Origin of the sequence: Mesorhizobium sp. M0701, assembly GCF_040320365.1 — a bacterium.
GTDB lineage: Bacteria > Pseudomonadota > Alphaproteobacteria > Rhizobiales > Rhizobiaceae > Mesorhizobium.
This window is the reverse complement of record NZ_JAMYPO010000027.1, coordinates 17,051-32,757: the sequence shown is the minus strand read 5'-3', so window position 1 is coordinate 32,757 and position 15,707 is coordinate 17,051. Positions and strand designations below refer to the sequence as shown.

Sequence of the window (15,707 nt, the reverse complement as noted above, 5' to 3'; positions counted from 1 at the left end):
GCAATCGTCACTCAAGTCCTTTATAACGCGCTTGCGCATTGTCCAAAGCCGTCCTCAGGCCCTTTTCGACCGTCATCTTGGTTAGCTCGACATACTCAGGAAGCGGCTGTGCGCCCATGATCGCCATCTGCTCAAGATAGTAATCGGTCGCGCTCTTGAGCCCCTGCATTTCGTAAACGCGATTGAGATACATCTTGTGCATTCGTTGCATTTCGCGCGGCATTCGCGCCATGAGCGTGGCTTTCCGGCGAGTGGCTTCGTGAAGATCCTCAGGCGCCACGACTTCGGTGACCAGTCCCATCTCCTTGGCCTCTTGTGCTGAAAGTTCACGCCCAGTGAGCAGAATGTCTTTTGCAGTCTTCATGTTCACGAGCCACGGCATAAACATGCAATGACCGGACAGTCCGTACCGCACCTCGCCGTAGCCCATCCGGATATCCGAAGTGACAATGGAGACATCGCATACGAGCGAAAGTTCAAACCCTTTGGCGATAGCATACCCGTGAACGGACGCTATAACGGGCTTGCTAAGAGTCCACGGCGTCGTGAATTCCTCAAACTGACGGATGTACTTCAGGCGATATTCGTAGATGGACGAGCGATCATCCGCCGTATCTTCATCGAGATCGTGGCCAGAGCAGAATCCCCGGCCGGCGCCGCGGATAACCACCACATTCACATTGTCATCCTGGTCGGCCCGAAGAAGCCCGGCCCGGAGTTCAGCGACCAGGCGCTCGTTGATGGCGTTGATTTTGGCTGGCCGATTCAGGGTCAGCCAGCAGACGTGTTCCGCATCGACCTCATACAGGAGGTGCTCATACTCGGTGGGCTCAGGGGCAATTCGGTCCATCACTCTCTTCCTGGGGCGGTTAACTCGTTGACAGATGTCTATCTCGGATTCGCGGGCCTCAAGCGTACTCATGTCGCATCCAGGCGCTTCTCGCCACGCAGCCAGCCGAAGAAGGCGCGCAATAGCTGCTCGGTATCGAGCCGATCGGGCTTGGCACGCCGGGTGCTCACGCCACACCGGAATGCTGGCAGGGTGCATCGCGTAGGCCTCGATGTCGCGCGCCCGCAGCCAGTGCGCCAGCCAGAAGCCGCGGCCGCCTCATAGGAGACGACGATCCGCTTGATCGTATGCTTGGCCTGGCCGGCTTTGGCAGATAGGTGGTATGTTCGGCCCACTCGTCGGCATTGCGGCACAATCCGAGACCGATGCTGCTCACCGGCAGGCCGATCTCCGCGGCAGAACTTTCTACGTCCGTCGCATTCGCTGCCAAGCGATAAGCAGGCATTGGAACGCCGCCCTCCGCGAGGAGCTGACGTTGAACGAATTGGTCACAGCATCGTTCGATGGATACGGGGTCCGGTCCGGGTAGATTGAAATGCCGGCAGAGCTTGCCAACTGCCGCATAGACTGACTCGTCGTCGCCCGAAAAGCCAGTAATGCCAGCAACGTCATACGTCGCACTTAGCTGGCAACATTCGCGGATCAGCGCATCGAGATCGTCTGTATCGACACGGATTGACTCACTTCTTTCCGCCGCAACATAGTCGTATTGAGCTGGATCAGCCGACTGGGTAGTTGGATCAAGACCAAGACGCTTGGCCGCTTGGACGTCTCGCAAACCGTTACCTCTTGGATGGCCTTCAACCAGAATAAATGCTCTTCCTGCCATTGGCTGGTAACTCCGAGGTTGCTTGCGGCGGTCCAAGAATCGGCATCATCTTTTTACTTTGCCTGTACCTCAGACTTTGTGGTGAGCGTACCACTGTCAGCGATCAGCGGTCGCAAAGTTTCTATGAATTTGTTTGAAGGATCTGTTGCAGCGTTGTGATTACCGCTAGGTGCCGAGGGCGAAAGCCGAATGGCTGAGCTACCTCGACCACGATCCAACGAGCTATAAAGGTATCGGCACCACCCATGGATCGTGAGGATCGCAGGCGATCAAGGCCTTCGTGGCGAGGCGTACTGGCGTGCGGCCGGTTCGGTGGACAGGCACTTAAGCGAGCACCACGACACGATGATCCTGCCGACCCGAAATCTCAAGCCACGCGACAAGGGGAAAGTCGAGGGCGCAGTGCTGATCGTTGAGCGCTGGATCCTGGCCCGGCTGCGCAACAGGCGCTTCTTCGGCCTCGGCGATCTCAATGCTGCAATCACGGTGTTGCTGGAGGATCTGAACAACGGCCCGCCGGCGCCCTTCGAATATGCCGAGTGGAAATCGGCGAAGGTTCATCCCGACTATCATGTCGAGGTCGACAGGACCTTCTATTCCCTGCCGCATGGCTTGATCGGCCGCCGCGTGGACGTGCGGCTCACGCACCGGGTGGTCGAGGTCTTCCATGACCACAAGCGGATCGCCGGCCATGTGCGGCGTTCCCAGCGTTCCGGCCATGTCACCGTCACGAGCACATGCGGGCGGCTGGGATTGGCGCCAACACCGCTGGTCGAGCGGATGATGCGGGATCGTCCTCATCCAGAGCAAGCATATCGTTTCGCCTTCGCCATCATCTCGCTTTCCAGCCGCTATGAGCGGGAGCGTCTGGAAGCGGCCTGTGAACGGGCGCTGACCATCAATGCGATCACCTATTCCTCGGTGACCGCCATCCTCGAATCCGGCCTTGATCGGGCAAGGCCCTCGGCCGAGCAAACCCGCGCCGCCGCATACCAACATCCCCGGCGGCTCCTACTATAAATGAATGAAAGGAACCAACCCATGCTGACAGATCCTACCCTGACCAGATGCAGGCCGTCAGCCTCGGCGGAATGGCGAGCGCCTACCGGGAGCTGGCCGAACAAAGCAAAGCCGACGATTTCAGCCGCGACGAGTGGCTTGGCCTGATGCTCGATCGTGAAGCTGCCATACCAGGCAACCGAAAACCGACACATCCAGCTGTCCGGGAATTAGTCTAGTGAAACTGCTGTCCGCAAAATTAGCGGAACGACTGTCCCGTTTTTGCGAAATGCGCACCGTTCTCCTGCATGAGGCCGCAGGGCAGGCCCTTCCGCCAGGACGTCGCGCCAGACCCGACGTGTGCCGTAGGTGCTCGCCAAGCGCCATATCGCTCCGCCCAATGGTCGCGGCCGCCAACCGCAACAATGCTGCTGCCCGACTTGACGATCTCCGTTTGCGGGAGGAGAGCACCCTGCCGCCCGAGATTTTGTCCCCCGGCGCCAGGCACAGCCATGAGGTGAAGTGCTTCGCGGTCGGCCGTGGCCTCAGATCCATCCCGCACTCGCCAATGAGCTTCAACGCGAGTGAGGACCCAACCCATCCATCTCGGTCACATTGATGCCAAGCACGCCGTATTGAGCGGTCCTCACATTGAACGAGGTGTATTGACCTGCTTGGTCTTAACGCATGCCTTGGATAGTTTCCCGACCGGCGTTGGCACCTTTGTCAGGCAGCGCCGCTACCAAGGATTCCAGCTTGCGATCGCAGTCCAGCATCTTGGCCTGGTAGGCGTCGTAGCTCCAGCGAATGGGTCAGCGCGAGACATGTTCGTCTCGACCGTTGCCCACGAGCGCGGCGCGGATCCTCTCGATGGAGGAATGGCAGCGCACATCGCGGTAGGTCGCCAACACGTCGGGATTGCCCTTAACCGGATAATTCGCATCCCGGTCGCACCGGTAATGTCGTAGACGACGTGATGAAGTTGCAGGTTCATCTCCATCAGGGCCTTTTGCATGTGCTGAATGTGGGCGGCTGCGTATTCCACGAGCCGCCCCCGTTGACGCAGATAGGCGCGCAGGGTCGCAACCTCAGCATCAGGGCGGAAGCTCCCGCGTAACAGATCGGAGGAATGGAGCTGCAGCCATGCGGCATCGCTCACATCTGTCTTGCGCCCAGGCACGTTCTTGGCGTAACGCGTGCGTGTTTCAGAAATTCGCGGACACCCATTCCGCTAATTCGCGGACACGGATTTCAGTAATTACGGGACAGTGATTCCGCTAATCGCGGACAGTCTTCGGGGCGGATAACGGTCGGTTCTCGGGAGCGCCGTTCTGGCATTTTGCCCTCTCATCATCGGGTTGAGAGGGGCCTAAGACGGAAGCAAGCGAGACGAACGACAGTGAAAGCCTACGATCCATCCTGCGCCTGACGCATGAGCAGGCCCTCTCGGTGCGAGCGGTGTCGGAACGGCTGAAGATCAGCAAGACTTCGGCTTCGACCTATCTGTTGCGGGCGCGTGAGGCTGGCATCTCGGACTGGCCGCTGCCGCCGGGCTATGACGTATTGCTTGAGCGGCTTCTGTTTCGCCGGGTTGGCCGTCCGCCGCAGCATCTGGACGAGCCCGATTGGGCGATGATCTCGCGCGAGCTGAAGCGCAAGGGCGTGACGCTGACGTTGTTGTGGCAGGAATACCGCGCGGCGCACCCCGATGGTTATGGCTACACCTGGTTTTGTGACCGGCTTTCCAGCGCCGGTCGAGCGCGACGTTCCGCAACCGCTACGAGGCGGGCGCGGTGATGCAGACCGACTATGCGGGCCACACCGTGCCCATTGTCGATCCCGATACTGGCGTCATCTACCAGGCAGATCTTCGTCGCGGTGCTGGGCGCCTCGTCCTTCACCTTCGCCTATGCCAGCTTCAGCCAAAAACTGCCCGACTGGATCGAGGGCCAGTGCCGGGCACTCACCTTCTTCGGCGGGGTAACTAAAGGCGATCGTCTGCGACAATCTGAAGGCCGGCGTCGCCAAGGCGCTGTGGTTCGAGCCGACCCTCAACCAGACCTTCGCCATGGCCGAACATTACGACACGACGATCCTGCCGACCCGCAGCCGCAAGCCGCGCGACAAGGGCAAGGTCGAGGGCGCGGTGCTGATCGTCGAGCGCTGGGTCCTAGCCCGGCTGCGCAACCGGCGCTTCTTCAGTCTCGGCGATCTCAACGCCGCTATTGCGGGGTTGCTGGAGGGTCTCAACAACCGCCCCATGCGCCATGTCGGCAAAAGCCGCCGCGAACTGTTCGAGGAGATCGAGCGGTCGGCTCTGGCACCGCTGCCGCCGGCGCCGTTCGAATATGCGGAGTGGAAATCGGCCAAGGTGCATCCCGACTACCATGTCGAGATCGACAGGACCTTCTATTCGATGCCGCACGCGCTGATCGGGCGGCGCGTGGATGTGCGTCTCACCCACCGGGTGGTCGAGCTCTTCCATGATCACACGCGCGTCGCCAGCCATGTCCGCCGTTCGCAGCGGTGCGGCCATGTCACCGTCAACGAGCACATGCCCAAGGCGCACCAGCGCTATGCCAATACGACGCCGGCGAACCTGATCCGGCAGGCAGTCGGGATCGGCGCCAACACCGCCATTCTGGTCGAGCGGGTGATGCGCGACCGTCCCCATCCCGAGCAGGGATACCGCTCCGCGTTTGGCATCCTCTCGCTGGCTCGTCGCTACGAGCGGGGTCGGCTCGAGGCGGCCTGCGCGCGGGCACTGACCATCAATGCGATCACCTACTCCTCCGTCAACGCCATCCTCAAATCCGGCCTCGACCGCGTGCCGCCCGCGGCCGAGCCGGTCAAGCCCACGCCATTGCACACCAACATCCGCGGCGGCTCCTATTACAGGAAATCAAACCAACCATGCTGACACATCCAACCCTCGACCCGATGCAGGCTCTCGGCCTTGGCGGAATGGCCGCCTACCGGGACCTGGCCGACCAGAGCAACGCCGACGATCTCAGCCGACGAGTGGCTCGGCTTGATGCTCGATCGTGAAGCCGCTATGCGTGCCGACAAGCGTCTGACCAACCGGCTCGCCGTTGCCAGACTGCGCTTTGCCGACGCCTGCATCGATTCAATGACCCCAGTGGATTCCGTCGCCACACTGGTCACGCCACACGCTTTGAACCAGCCCGCCAATCGTGCAGATCATGCGTAAATGTGCCGAACGCACGTATTGGCGTGTCATTGCAGGTCGGGTCGACCGCGGCGTGTGCATTTTTGATCAATGTCGATGGCGGCGGCACCAACGTTGATCGGTTTCAATTCCGGGCGGTCACTAGCTTAGCTAGTCGTCTTTTTGGGCATAGCAAATCCTCCATCCGATTGTCGGCAGGAGGGTCTGGGCTATGCCAATCATCATCTTCCTAATCAGCCGCCAAGTTCGCATGCACCCGTGGACCACGTTTTTTAACGGGGACTGTGCCTCCAATAAGCTGACGGCCGCTACCCTCTAAAGTACGAGTTCATGGGGCTGTTTACGGCGCGCAGGCGGGCAAAGGCCTGCCAGAGTTTTTTAGGAATCGCGCTCCGCCTTCAGCTTCGCCACTTCGCGCCCCAGCTTGTCGAACTCGAGCTGCTCGGGCTTCATCTGTCCATGACCGGGAAACGCATGCTGCCGATCGGCCGACAGATCGCGAATCCATTCGCGCAGCATATTCTCCTGGAGGTCGAGGTCCCGCACCGCCTGGGCGACCGCAACACCTCGTTCCTTCACAATCCTCGTAGCCTCAAGCTTGAACTCTCGCTGAACTTTCTTCTCTCCATGGGAAAACTCCGGTTCCATCTTCAACACCTTAACTCGGGGTCTATGGAACCGGCAGCAGGCCAGGAGGCTGTCGCCGGCGGCCAGAGCTACTGCGCGAAGGGTTACGGGAGAAGCGGCTGAAGAGCGAAACGCTTAAACCTAAGGCTCTGGCCAGTGCGCCTCCCATGGCTAAATTTAAGGGCACGGTGACCGAAATCAGGGCTTCGGATGAAGTTCAACGGAAGCGGGTTCTCAGAGCATCGGCGGCCAAGGGTTCCCCAGTGCCAGTCGCAAGGTCTCCAATCAGCATTCCACAGAGCATATCCTTGACCGTGCCAATGCAGTTGCAGCAGGCCGCGACATAGACCCATCCTCGATCTAGCCGAAGTCGGAATCCGGCTGAGCGGTAAGCAACACTCTGCAGGATGCGGCCAGAGGCCGGCTCCTGCCGACGACCTTCACACTTCCAAAACGCCCATCAATCAATCCGTTTCCATCTGAACGTCCACACTCAACAGGTCAGCGCCTCGTTGCGGTTGGGCGAGCCGCATCACCGCATCGACGGCAACCGCTCCCAGGCCTTCTGGGCGCACGATCAGCGGATTGATTTCGGCTTCGATGAAAACATCTTTGTTTGCGATCGCAAACCGTGCGAAATTCTGGATGGCGTCAATTGCCGCCTCGACGTCGCCCTTTCGCCGACCGCGCCAACCATCGAGGAGAGGAAAAAGCCTCAGGCTACGGAGTGCCTCGGTAATCATTCTGCGCGAAGCCGGCAACAGGACCGTAGCAGTATCCCGTAGGAGTTCGGCTTCCGTGCCGCCCATTCCAATCGTTAGGGCGAGGCCGACGGAATCCACTCTGCGTATTCCAACGAGTAACTCCCCGACCCCGTCTTTCACCATCTCTTCCACTAGGTAGTTCCGAATGGAAAGGTCGGGGACGCTAAGTTTCAACTTTTCGGCCATTTCGCGCACGGTTTGCCGGACGTCATCCGGTGTAGCCAAGCGCAGTGCAACGGCTCCGAGCTCGCTTTTGTGCGCCAGCTCCGCGCTAAGTGCTTTGACCACTACCGGAAATGCAAGCTCATTCAAATCAGCGGCTTCATCAGGCCCGACGACGAGGCCGCGCGGCACAGCAATTCCAGCTTGGGCTAGCTCCGATTTGGCAGCCGCTTCATTAAGAGCACTCCCCTCCCTGACATCCCCTATACATCCAGGTAGGAGAATTTCCTCGTCGGGCCGCTGAGCAAGGTCGTTTGCCACTTCCGAGAAACGCGCTGCATTTGCGACGGCACGCAACCCGTCCTCGATGCCGCTCAAAGGCGCCACACCAGCAGCCAACATTTGCTCTCGGGCGGCAATGGGTAGGGGCTCGGGCAAAGTGTTGACGAAAGCAGCAGGAATACGCCGCTCAGATGCCGCTTGAGCAAACGCCTTGGTCGTTGTCATCCAGCTTTCCGGATCCGAGCCGCCGACAGGTGGGAAACACATCACCTGCACAGCCATGTCACGTTCATCGGACAGGTAGGCTCTGTATATGCTGAGTTGCAGATCAAACTCTGCGCCGTGAGCGGAAGAGATGTCGAGCGGATTGGCTGGATGGACGAAAGGCGGCAAGTTTTTTTTCAATTCCGCCGCCGCTTCCAATGACGGCGGCGGCAGATCAAGGCCGTTAGTCTCAGCGATGTCGGAGCCCAGAACTGCATATGAGCCGGAACTCGTCGCAAATGCAGTCCGCCGACCTTGCGGGCGTGGCGTACACAACAGCATCTTCAATGTTTCCAGTGCCTCGCTCGGTGTGCGCACTTCGACGAACCCGAGCCGGCGGAACAATGCTGACGCAACAACGTCGTCACCCGCAAGTGAGGCAGTGTGCGATTGACTGGCGCGGCGGCCTGCGCCTGTACGGCCGCCCTTAACGACGACGACCGGAATACCCCTACGTGCGGCCTTCAGGCCGGCAGTGGCGAGCGCTGCCGCGTCAGCAATGCCCTCGATATAGAGATTGATCGCTCGCACACGACCATCATCAAGAACGACATCCATAATGTCGGCGACAGTGACCATCGCCTGATTGCCCAAGCCGACCGAATAGGCTAAAGGAAGCCCCCGGTCAGAACAGCCCATGTCAGAAAGATAGGCGCCACCGTTGCTCACGACTGCAACGCTGCCGTCCGTGTCATGATCACCGAAATGATCCATTATGAAGACGGATCGATCTGCAAAGTTGGCCACTCCTGGGCAATTCGGCCCGATGATTGGCATGTCGCCTGCCGCTTCCACAAGATCGAGTTGGGATCGTTGCCCACCTTGCATCTCAGAGAAGCCAGAGGTGTTGCAAACCGCGCCCGCCACACCGAATTGTGACAGCTCTCGGACGAGGTCGATCGCATTTTCTCGCGGCACGGCCACGTAGGCCATATCCGGCGCGTCTGGTAAGCTGGCTACGCTGGGCAAGCAAGGAATGCCAGCCAGTTCGCTCCGGCGCGGATTGACAACATGGATGCGGCCACGAAAGCCGCGAGCACGGCAATACTCAATTGCAGGAATCATCGCTGCCCCGCCGAGAAATACCGCGCTTCGCGGCGTTAACATGCGCTTGAGACGCTCACTCCGGCTGTTCGGCCCTGCTTGGTAATCCAATCGATAACTCCTGCTAGTGTCGAATGCGTGGTTTTGCCCACTGAAATCAATGACGAACTGGGTATATGCACGAAGGGGGCCTGGAAATCCGAATTAATCTCATTCGGCAGATGACTTTTTGTGCGACTCCCGGGCCTGTAGTTCGTGATAGCGTGAGTTTTGAACCGGCTGAGGGCGGGATCCTTCGTGCAGGATTGATCGACAACGACCGGTTGTCCGCTGAAGACGCTGGTTGGCGCGTTATCGCGCTGCCACTTTTCCGCCGGGTTTAAAAAAAGAACCGGACGTCACCAAGAAAAGACGATCAAGAGAGGAGAACTACAATGGTCAAATGGGGTAATTATTCGCCGCTCGTCTCGGACGTTAGCCGCAGGCGTTTTCTCAAATCCGCGGCGGCTGCCGGAGCTATGGCTATCGGTTCATCCAGTGGAATTCTTCCGTCGGTCGCTCAAGTGCCCGCCCCAAAGAAGGGTGGGCATTTCAAAATTGGCGTGGGCTCTGGGTCTACATCCGATTCGCTCGATCCAACCAGGTATCTAGAGTCGTTCATGTACATATTCGCCCATGGTCTGCATGGCTACCTGACCGAGATAGACCCCGACGGCAATCTGATCGGTGAACTCGCAGAATCGTGGGAGCCATCGAAGGACGCGAAAACCTGGACGTTCAAACTGCGCCCGGGCGTAGAGTTCCACAACGGCAAGACGCTGACGGCAGATGACGTTATCGCTTCGATCAATCATCACAGGGGCGAGGAGTCCACATCCGGTGCAAAGGTCGTCGTCAACGCTGTCGAAGAAATCGGTGCGGATGGCCCTGGGACTGTTGTTATCTCGCTACGGGAAGCCAACGTAGATTTTCCGTACCTCTTGGAGCATTTTCAGCTGCCCATTATGCCGGTCAAGGATGGAAAACCTGATCTTTCTGGGGTGGGTTGCGGTGGCTATTTGCTGGATAGCATCGACTACGGCGTGAAAGCCACTTCCAAACGTTTTGCGAACTATTGGAAGCCGAATGCGGCTTGGTTCGACTCAATTGAGGTGCTAGCGATACATGACGTTGCAGCGCGGACGAACGCCCTGACGACCGGACAGATCCACGCAATGGACAAGTGCGATCTAAGGACCATCCACCTTCTTGCACGGAATAAAAGCCTTGAGATAACGTCGATTGCAGGCACACAGCATTACATATTTCCAATGGTCGTTGACGTTGCTCCATTCGACAAACTGGATGTGCGTCTCGCCCTCAAATATGCTCTCGATCGAAAGCGCCTGCTAGACACCCTGCTAGGGGGCTACGGGGAGCTTGGAAACGACCATCCCATCGCCGCCACGAATCGCTTCTTCGCGAAGAACCTCCCGCAGCGCGAGCAGGACTTGGACAAGGCACGATTCCATCTTAAGAAGGCCGGGCTATCTGACTTGAAGGTGAAATTGTCAACTTCCGATGCTGCCTTCACCGGCGCCGTAGACGCAGCAGTGCTCTATCAGCAGGACGCCGCCAAGGTGGGCATCACGATTGAGGTCGTGCGCGAGCCGGCTGACGGCTACTACGGCAACGTCTGGATGAAGAAGCCCTGGTGGGCTGCCTATTGGGGCGGCCGGCCTACTGCGGACTGGATGTTCTCACAGGTTTATGCTGAGAGAGCGTCATGGAACGAAACCCATTGGAAAAATCCGCGCTTCAACCAGCTGCTGATAGCTGCGAGGGGAGAACTCGACGATGCCAAGCGGCTCGAGATGTACACTGAGATGCAAAGCCTCTGCCGGGACGACGGTGGTGCCGTAATTCCTGTGTTTGCGAACTACACCAACGGGCTGTCGACCAAAGTCGGCCACAACAAGATCGGCTCGAATTGGGATTTGGACAGTTTCCGCTGCTTGGAACGCTGGTGGCTCACGGACGCGTAGGGGTTGCTTGCCAAACAATGACCTCAATAGCAAAAATAATCGGTCAGCGCGTCGCCTTGGGCGCGCTGACATTGTGGATCGTGTCGCTCATCATTTTCGCCGGGATTCAATTCCTTCCCGGTGATCTTGCGACGGAGTTACTTGGGCAGTCGGCGACACCCGAGGCTGTCGCAGCGCTCCGGAAGAGCCTCGGACTCGATATACCGGTCTATCTGCGGTACCTTGACTGGCTGGGATCGATACTGCACGGCAATTTCGGGACGGCGCTCGCCAGCGGCAGGGACATAGCTGAGCTCATCGGTCCGCGGCTTTTTAATACTCTGGTTCTTGCCACGAGTGCTGCAGTGATTTCGGTTCCTCTGGCTCTGCTTGGGGGGATCGTGGCCGCGCTCTACAGGAACACGTTCATCGATCGTGCGGTTAATGTTGTCACACTTGCTTCCATCTCATTCCCTGAGTTTTTTGTGGCTTACATCCTTATCTTGATTCTTGCGGTTCATGCCGGCGTCCTTCCTAGCCTCTCCGACGTCGATTCCGATACGACCTTCCTTGACCGTCTGACTGCAACTGCCCTGCCAGCGCTCACCCTTGCGGTGGTAGTGATGGCGCATATGATGAGGATGACAAAAACCTCAATTGTCAATCTGCTGGGCAATCAGTATATCGAGACAGCGAGGCTTAAGGGGCTGCCGGAGTGGCGCGTCCTTGTCAGACATGCATTGCCTAATGCACTGGCGCCCATCGCCACTGTCGTCGTCCTCAACCTCGCATATCTTATTACCGGCGTCGTGGTAGTTGAGGTCGTCTTTGTTTATCCAGGACTTGGGCAGCTAATTGTCGATTCAGTGCAGAAGAGAGACATTCCGGTTGTCCAGGCCTGCAGTCTTATATTCGCGGCAACGTATGTTCTGCTCAATCTAACGGCCGACGTATTATCAATAATCATGAATCCGCGCCTGATGCATCCGAAATAACGCGCAATCAGTTCGCGGACAACCTTGGGCTATACACCATGACATTTCTGCAGGCGCCAAGGGTCATTAGGACAGGAGCCAGTAAACTGGCTTCGGCACCACTGAGCGCAAAATTCGGGATCGCCGTCGTCACACTATATGTGTTGACGGCGCTTTTCGCTCCTCATTTGGCGCCGTACGGTGAAGCCGAGATTGTCGGCACACAATTCGAACCGTGGAGCGCTCAGTTCTGGCTGGGCACTGACAACTTAGGCCGCGACATGTTCACAAGACTTGTGTTCGGCGCCCGAAACACGATCGGGATAGCGTTGATGACAACTGCCCTCGCCTTCTCTATTGGCGCTTCAGCTGGGTTGACTGCTGCCACCTTCGGAGGTTGGACCGATCAGATCCTGTCACGCCTCGTCGATGTTCTGATGTCGATACCGCAACTAATTTTCGCACTGCTCCTTCTGTCCATCTTCGGCACATCGATTCCCACGCTCGTGATCATTATTGCCGTTCTGGATTCCACGCGCGTGTTTCGGCTCACGCGGGCCGTTGCGATTAACGCCGCCGTTTCTGACTACGTTGAAGTAGCCAGGCTCCGCGGTGAAGGGCCGATTTGGATTATGACACGAGAGATCCTACCGAACATCGCTCCCATGCTCGTATCTGAGTTTGGCCTGCGGTTTTGTTTCGTTTTCCTGCTCATTAGCGGGCTCTCCTTTCTTGGCCTGGGTATCCAGCCGCCGACTGCGGACTGGGGCTCAATGGTACGTGATACTGCCACCTTGATTGTTTATGGCGATATCACACCGTTGCTCCCAGCTGGCGCGATCGGCCTGCTCGCGGTAGGCGTCAATATGGTCGTGGACTGGTTCCTACACTCTGCGAGTGGGCTGAAGGACTAGGGCTCGCTGGTCTGCATGTCGGTGCCGCCAAAGGCTACCAATTCGGCTGACTTCGGAGGGCGGCGATGAGCAGCCACAAAAGAGCCTTCAGCCACCTGAGCAGGAGCGAGAAGTTGTAGCCGGCGGCGGCCAGGATGGCGTTGACGGCGTCGCCCTGCTGGCCGGCGAGATAATTGCGGCCCATACGGTGCTCAGCCTTGATGTGGCCCGATCACGGGCTCGATCGCGGCGCGGCGCCGCAAGCTGGCGCTTGATGGCTGGGGTGACACGGCGTTTCTGGCCGCTGGTGAAGACCCTGGTAAGCGCCTCGCCGATCACCTATGGGTTTGGGCTTGATGTTTTCCGGAATCGCCAGGGCATGAGTTCCTCGATCTGGCTCTGTGGATGGCCGTTGATGATGGCCTCGAGGGTTTCGGCAAGGTAGGCAACGGGATTGACGTCGTTGAGCCTGCAGGTGGCCACGACGGATGAGAGCAGCGCCCAGTTTTCGGCCCCGATCTCATGGCCAGCAAAGAGAGCATTTTTTCTGGTCAAGCATACGGGCCGGATGGCGTTTTCGACCGGGTTGGTGTCGAGCTCGAGCCGGCCGTCGCCGAGGAAGCGGGTGAGCCCTTCCCAATGGGCAAGACCATAGCGGATGTCTTCGGCCAGCTTTGAGCCCGAGGAGATCATCGACAATTGCTTTTCAAACCACGGCTTCAAGGCGGCGATGATCGGGGTGGAGTACTGCTGTCGGGCGGCGAGCCGAGCTTGTGGCGTCATGCCGCGCACCGTCGCCTCGACGGCGTAGAGCGTAGCGATCTGGCGCACGGCAGCTTCGGCGATCGGGGACTTGGTGTTGCGCGCCAGCTTCACAAAACGTCGGCGCAGGTGGCTCCAGCAATGGACGAGCAGCCACGGTCCTTGTGGCCGCTCCAGGCGTGTCAGCCGGTCATAGCCCTCATAGGCGTCAACCTGCAGGAATTGTCCGCCGAAGCCTTGAAGGAAGCGTTCGGCATGCTCGCCGCCGCGTCCCGGCGCATAGTGGAACAGCACGATGGGCGGGCCTTGGCCACCATGGCCGCGGTCATCGGAAGCGATTGCCCAGAAGAAGCCCTTCTTGACCTTGCCGCGTCCGGGATCGAGTACCGGCGCGGTGGTCTCGTCCATGAACAGGCGCTCGGCCGCAGCCAGATGCCCGCGCATGTGGTCGGCTATGGGCTTGAGATGGAAGCAGGCCCGGCCTGCCCAGTTGCCCAGTGTCGCCCGATCCAGCTGGATGCCCTGGCGGGCGTAGATCTCGGCCTGCCGGTAGAACGGCAAATGATCACCGAACTTGGCGACGATGACCTGGGCGATCAGCGCCTCGGTCGGCAGCCCGCCAGACACGATATGCTCGGGCGCATGCGCCTGCACGACGGCGCTCGAGCAGCGCCGGCAAGCGTATTTCGGGCGGCGCGTGACCAGCACGCGCAACTGCGCCGGGATTGCGTCGAGCCGCTCGCTGACATCCTCGCCGATCCTGGCCATCTCGCCGCAGCCGCACGGACACAGCGTGCTCTTGGGCTCGATGATCCGCTCCACTCGCGGCAGATGGGCAGGCAAGTGGCCGCGATTGCGCTGGCGCGAACCGGACGAGCCGTCCGAACGCCCCTGGATGACCCGCTGCGCCTTTTCCTGCGCGGCATCGAGCACACCCTGCGCGATCTCCACGTCTTCGAGTGGCAGGTGGTATTGATCGGGATGCAGCTTCTCGGACTTGGCGCCGAACTTCTCGTGATTGAGCTGGCTGACGACGCTCTCCAGCCGGCGGCGCGCCTCCTCGGATGCAGCTAAGGCAGCCTGGTGCTCGGCCAGGGTCGCTTGCGTCTGGGCCAAGAGCGCCTTCAAACGCTCGTTCTCTTCCTGGAGAACCGTCAGATTCATGCACTAAATCAACCACATGAGTGCCGATAACGCCATTGGAGACAAGGCACCTGAGTCACTGTGCCACACTCATCCGGCAAGCTGCGGACGCCGTGCCCGCTCGGGGCGAACCAGTCTCCAATCCAGCCCTTCGAACAAGGCCGCGAACATCGCCGGCGACATGCGCATCACGCCGTCGCGAACCTGCGGCCAGACGAACTTCGAGCCCTCGAGCCGCTTGTGAACGAGCACAAGGCCGGTGCGATCCCACACCAAAATCTTGATCCTGTCAGCCCTTTTGGCCCGGAAGACGAAGGCTGCCCCACAGAACGGGTCGAGGCCTAGCATCTCCTGCACAGCCAATGCCAATCCGTCCATGCCGCGCCGGAAGTCAACCGGCCGGGTCGCCACGTAGATCTTCAGATCGTTGCCCGGTGCAATCATCGCGAGGCCCGAACCGCTCGGATCACCTGCGACAGCTGCTCGAGGTCAACCGCCATTCGGATCACCATGTCGTCGATCACGATTTCCACCTTCGCCGGCGTCGATTTCGATGGCCTCATCCTCCGCTGAGGCGCCGATGAGTCGTCCACCATCAACTGCGCGAACATCGGCCCCATGCTTTCCGGCAGTGCCAGTTGCCCCTGACGAAGGCGACGCCGCCAATCATAGACCTGCCAGCGGGTCGCGCCATGCTTGCGCGCGACCGCCGCCACCTGCACCCCCGGCATCAGGCTCTCGGCCGCAATCCGGGCTCTCTCGGCCTCCGAGCGAACCCGCCGTCCCGTTGGACCGTCCAGAACCTCGAGCCGGCCTGCGTAGCCAGCTGTTGGGACGTCCAAATCGACGTCCATTTTGCCGTCTGCTCCCACGTAGGCCCTCCGTCTCTCGCGATCGGGGGGATTCTTCGCACATTCACCT

At 59.4% G+C, this 15,707-nt stretch carries 11 protein-coding genes and 6 pseudogenes; 8 read left to right on the top strand and 9 right to left on the bottom strand.

Annotated features, from left to right (window positions below; all coding sequences use genetic code 11):
• Positions 1 to 7: 7 nt before the first annotated feature.
• Positions 8 to 850, bottom strand: a complete 843-nt coding sequence (locus NKI24_RS23015; protein ID WP_352748537.1) for an enoyl-CoA hydratase/isomerase family protein — start codon at positions 848 to 850, stop codon at positions 8 to 10.
• A gap of 310 nt (positions 851 to 1,160) precedes the next feature.
• Positions 1,161 to 1,679, bottom strand: a pseudogene (locus NKI24_RS23010) (ATP-grasp domain-containing protein); the annotation flags it as partial.
• Positions 1,680 to 2,003: 324 nt separating this feature from the next.
• Here NKI24_RS23010 and NKI24_RS23005 point away from each other — a divergent pair.
• Positions 2,004 to 2,703 (top strand): annotated as a pseudogene (locus NKI24_RS23005) (Mu transposase domain-containing protein); the annotation flags it as partial.
• A gap of 43 nt (positions 2,704 to 2,746) precedes the next feature.
• Positions 2,747 to 2,917 (top strand): hypothetical protein, encoded by a 171-nt coding sequence (locus NKI24_RS23000; protein WP_352748673.1) that lies wholly within the window; start codon positions 2,747 to 2,749, stop codon positions 2,915 to 2,917.
• A gap of 214 nt (positions 2,918 to 3,131) precedes the next feature.
• Here NKI24_RS23000 and NKI24_RS22995 read toward each other — a convergent pair.
• Positions 3,132 to 3,233, bottom strand: a pseudogene (locus NKI24_RS22995) (transposase); the annotation flags it as partial.
• A gap of 784 nt (positions 3,234 to 4,017) precedes the next feature.
• On the opposite strand from NKI24_RS22995, the pseudogene istA reads away from it, so the two are divergent.
• The 3 genes and pseudogenes from istA (at position 4,018) to NKI24_RS22980 (ending at position 5,889) form a co-directional block, all read left to right on the top strand.
• Positions 4,018 to 5,598 (top strand): annotated as a pseudogene (gene istA, locus NKI24_RS22990) (IS21 family transposase).
• Positions 5,592 to 5,726: a hypothetical protein gene (locus NKI24_RS22985; RefSeq protein WP_352748534.1), complete on the top strand. Its 135-nt coding sequence runs from the start codon at positions 5,592 to 5,594 to the stop codon at positions 5,724 to 5,726. The pseudogene istA and the gene NKI24_RS22985 overlap by 7 nt, the downstream one beginning before the upstream one ends.
• Positions 5,710 to 5,889 carry a hypothetical protein gene (locus tag NKI24_RS22980; protein WP_352748531.1) on the top strand — a complete coding sequence of 60 codons (180 nt, stop codon included), beginning with the start codon at positions 5,710 to 5,712 and terminating at the stop codon, positions 5,887 to 5,889. Before NKI24_RS22985 ends, NKI24_RS22980 begins: the two co-directional genes overlap by 17 nt.
• Positions 5,890 to 6,252: 363 nt before the next feature.
• Here the strand turns inward: NKI24_RS22980 and NKI24_RS22975 are convergent.
• Positions 6,253 to 6,497: pseudogene (locus tag NKI24_RS22975) on the bottom strand (transposase); the annotation flags it as partial.
• Between the two features lie 462 nt (positions 6,498 to 6,959).
• Positions 6,960 to 9,122, bottom strand: coding sequence for an acetate--CoA ligase family protein (locus tag NKI24_RS22970; protein WP_352748528.1), 2,163 nt, complete (start codon positions 9,120 to 9,122; stop codon positions 6,960 to 6,962).
• A 323-nt stretch (positions 9,123 to 9,445) separates the two neighbouring features.
• Here NKI24_RS22970 and NKI24_RS22965 point away from each other — a divergent pair, with 323 nt between their 5' ends.
• Genes NKI24_RS22965 through NKI24_RS22955 form a run of 3 tightly spaced genes read left to right on the top strand, consistent with a single transcriptional unit; the run spans position 9,446 to position 12,902 of the window.
• On the top strand, positions 9,446 to 11,035 hold the full coding sequence (locus tag NKI24_RS22965; protein ID WP_352748524.1) for an ABC transporter substrate-binding protein: 1,590 nt from the start codon (positions 9,446 to 9,448) through the stop codon (positions 11,033 to 11,035).
• Between the two features lie 17 nt (positions 11,036 to 11,052).
• Complete coding sequence (locus NKI24_RS22960; RefSeq protein ID WP_352748521.1) at positions 11,053 to 12,009, top strand: ABC transporter permease; 957 nt, start codon at positions 11,053 to 11,055, stop codon at positions 12,007 to 12,009.
• A 38-nt stretch (positions 12,010 to 12,047) separates the two neighbouring features.
• A complete protein-coding gene (locus NKI24_RS22955; protein WP_352748518.1) occupies positions 12,048 to 12,902 on the top strand; it encodes an ABC transporter permease in 855 nt (284 codons plus the stop codon).
• 34 nt (positions 12,903 to 12,936) lie between these two features.
• Here the strand turns inward: NKI24_RS22955 and NKI24_RS22950 are convergent.
• The 4 genes and pseudogenes from NKI24_RS22950 to tnpA all read right to left on the bottom strand — a co-directional run.
• Positions 12,937 to 13,199, bottom strand: a pseudogene (locus tag NKI24_RS22950) (transposase); the annotation flags it as partial.
• A gap of 21 nt (positions 13,200 to 13,220) precedes the next feature.
• Positions 13,221 to 14,807 (bottom strand): IS66 family transposase, encoded by a 1,587-nt coding sequence (tnpC, locus tag NKI24_RS22945; protein WP_352748515.1) that lies wholly within the window; start codon positions 14,805 to 14,807, stop codon positions 13,221 to 13,223.
• A 69-nt stretch (positions 14,808 to 14,876) separates the two neighbouring features.
• Positions 14,877 to 15,230, bottom strand: a complete 354-nt coding sequence (gene tnpB, locus NKI24_RS22940) for an IS66 family insertion sequence element accessory protein TnpB (protein ID WP_352480788.1) — start codon at positions 15,228 to 15,230, stop codon at positions 14,877 to 14,879.
• Entirely contained in the window at positions 15,227 to 15,640 is a 414-nt protein-coding gene (gene tnpA / locus NKI24_RS22935) for an IS66-like element accessory protein TnpA (protein ID WP_352748511.1), read from the bottom strand. The genes tnpB and tnpA overlap by 4 nt, the downstream gene beginning before the upstream one ends.
• Positions 15,641 to 15,707: the final 67 nt, after the last annotated feature.

What these genes read in the sequence shown, in the direction of transcription:
- NKI24_RS23015 (WP_352748537.1), bottom strand. Translation starts at nt 850, where the DNA reads ATGGACCGAATTGCCCCTGAGCCCACCGAGTATGAGCACCTCCTGTAT.
- NKI24_RS23000 (WP_352748673.1), top strand. Translation starts at nt 2,747, where the DNA reads ATGCAGGCCGTCAGCCTCGGCGGAATGGCGAGCGCCTACCGGGAGCTG.
- NKI24_RS22985 (WP_352748534.1), top strand. Translation starts at nt 5,592, where the DNA reads ATGCTGACACATCCAACCCTCGACCCGATGCAGGCTCTCGGCCTTGGC.
- NKI24_RS22965 (WP_352748524.1), top strand. Translation starts at nt 9,446, where the DNA reads ATGGTCAAATGGGGTAATTATTCGCCGCTCGTCTCGGACGTTAGCCGC.
- NKI24_RS22960 (WP_352748521.1), top strand. Translation starts at nt 11,053, where the DNA reads ATGACCTCAATAGCAAAAATAATCGGTCAGCGCGTCGCCTTGGGCGCG.
- NKI24_RS22955 (WP_352748518.1), top strand. Translation starts at nt 12,048, where the DNA reads ATGACATTTCTGCAGGCGCCAAGGGTCATTAGGACAGGAGCCAGTAAA.
- tnpC (WP_352748515.1), bottom strand. Translation starts at nt 14,807, where the DNA reads ATGAATCTGACGGTTCTCCAGGAAGAGAACGAGCGTTTGAAGGCGCTC.
- tnpB (WP_352480788.1), bottom strand. Translation starts at nt 15,230, where the DNA reads ATGATTGCACCGGGCAACGATCTGAAGATCTACGTGGCGACCCGGCCG.
- tnpA (WP_352748511.1), bottom strand. Translation starts at nt 15,640, where the DNA reads ATGGACGTCGATTTGGACGTCCCAACAGCTGGCTACGCAGGCCGGCTC.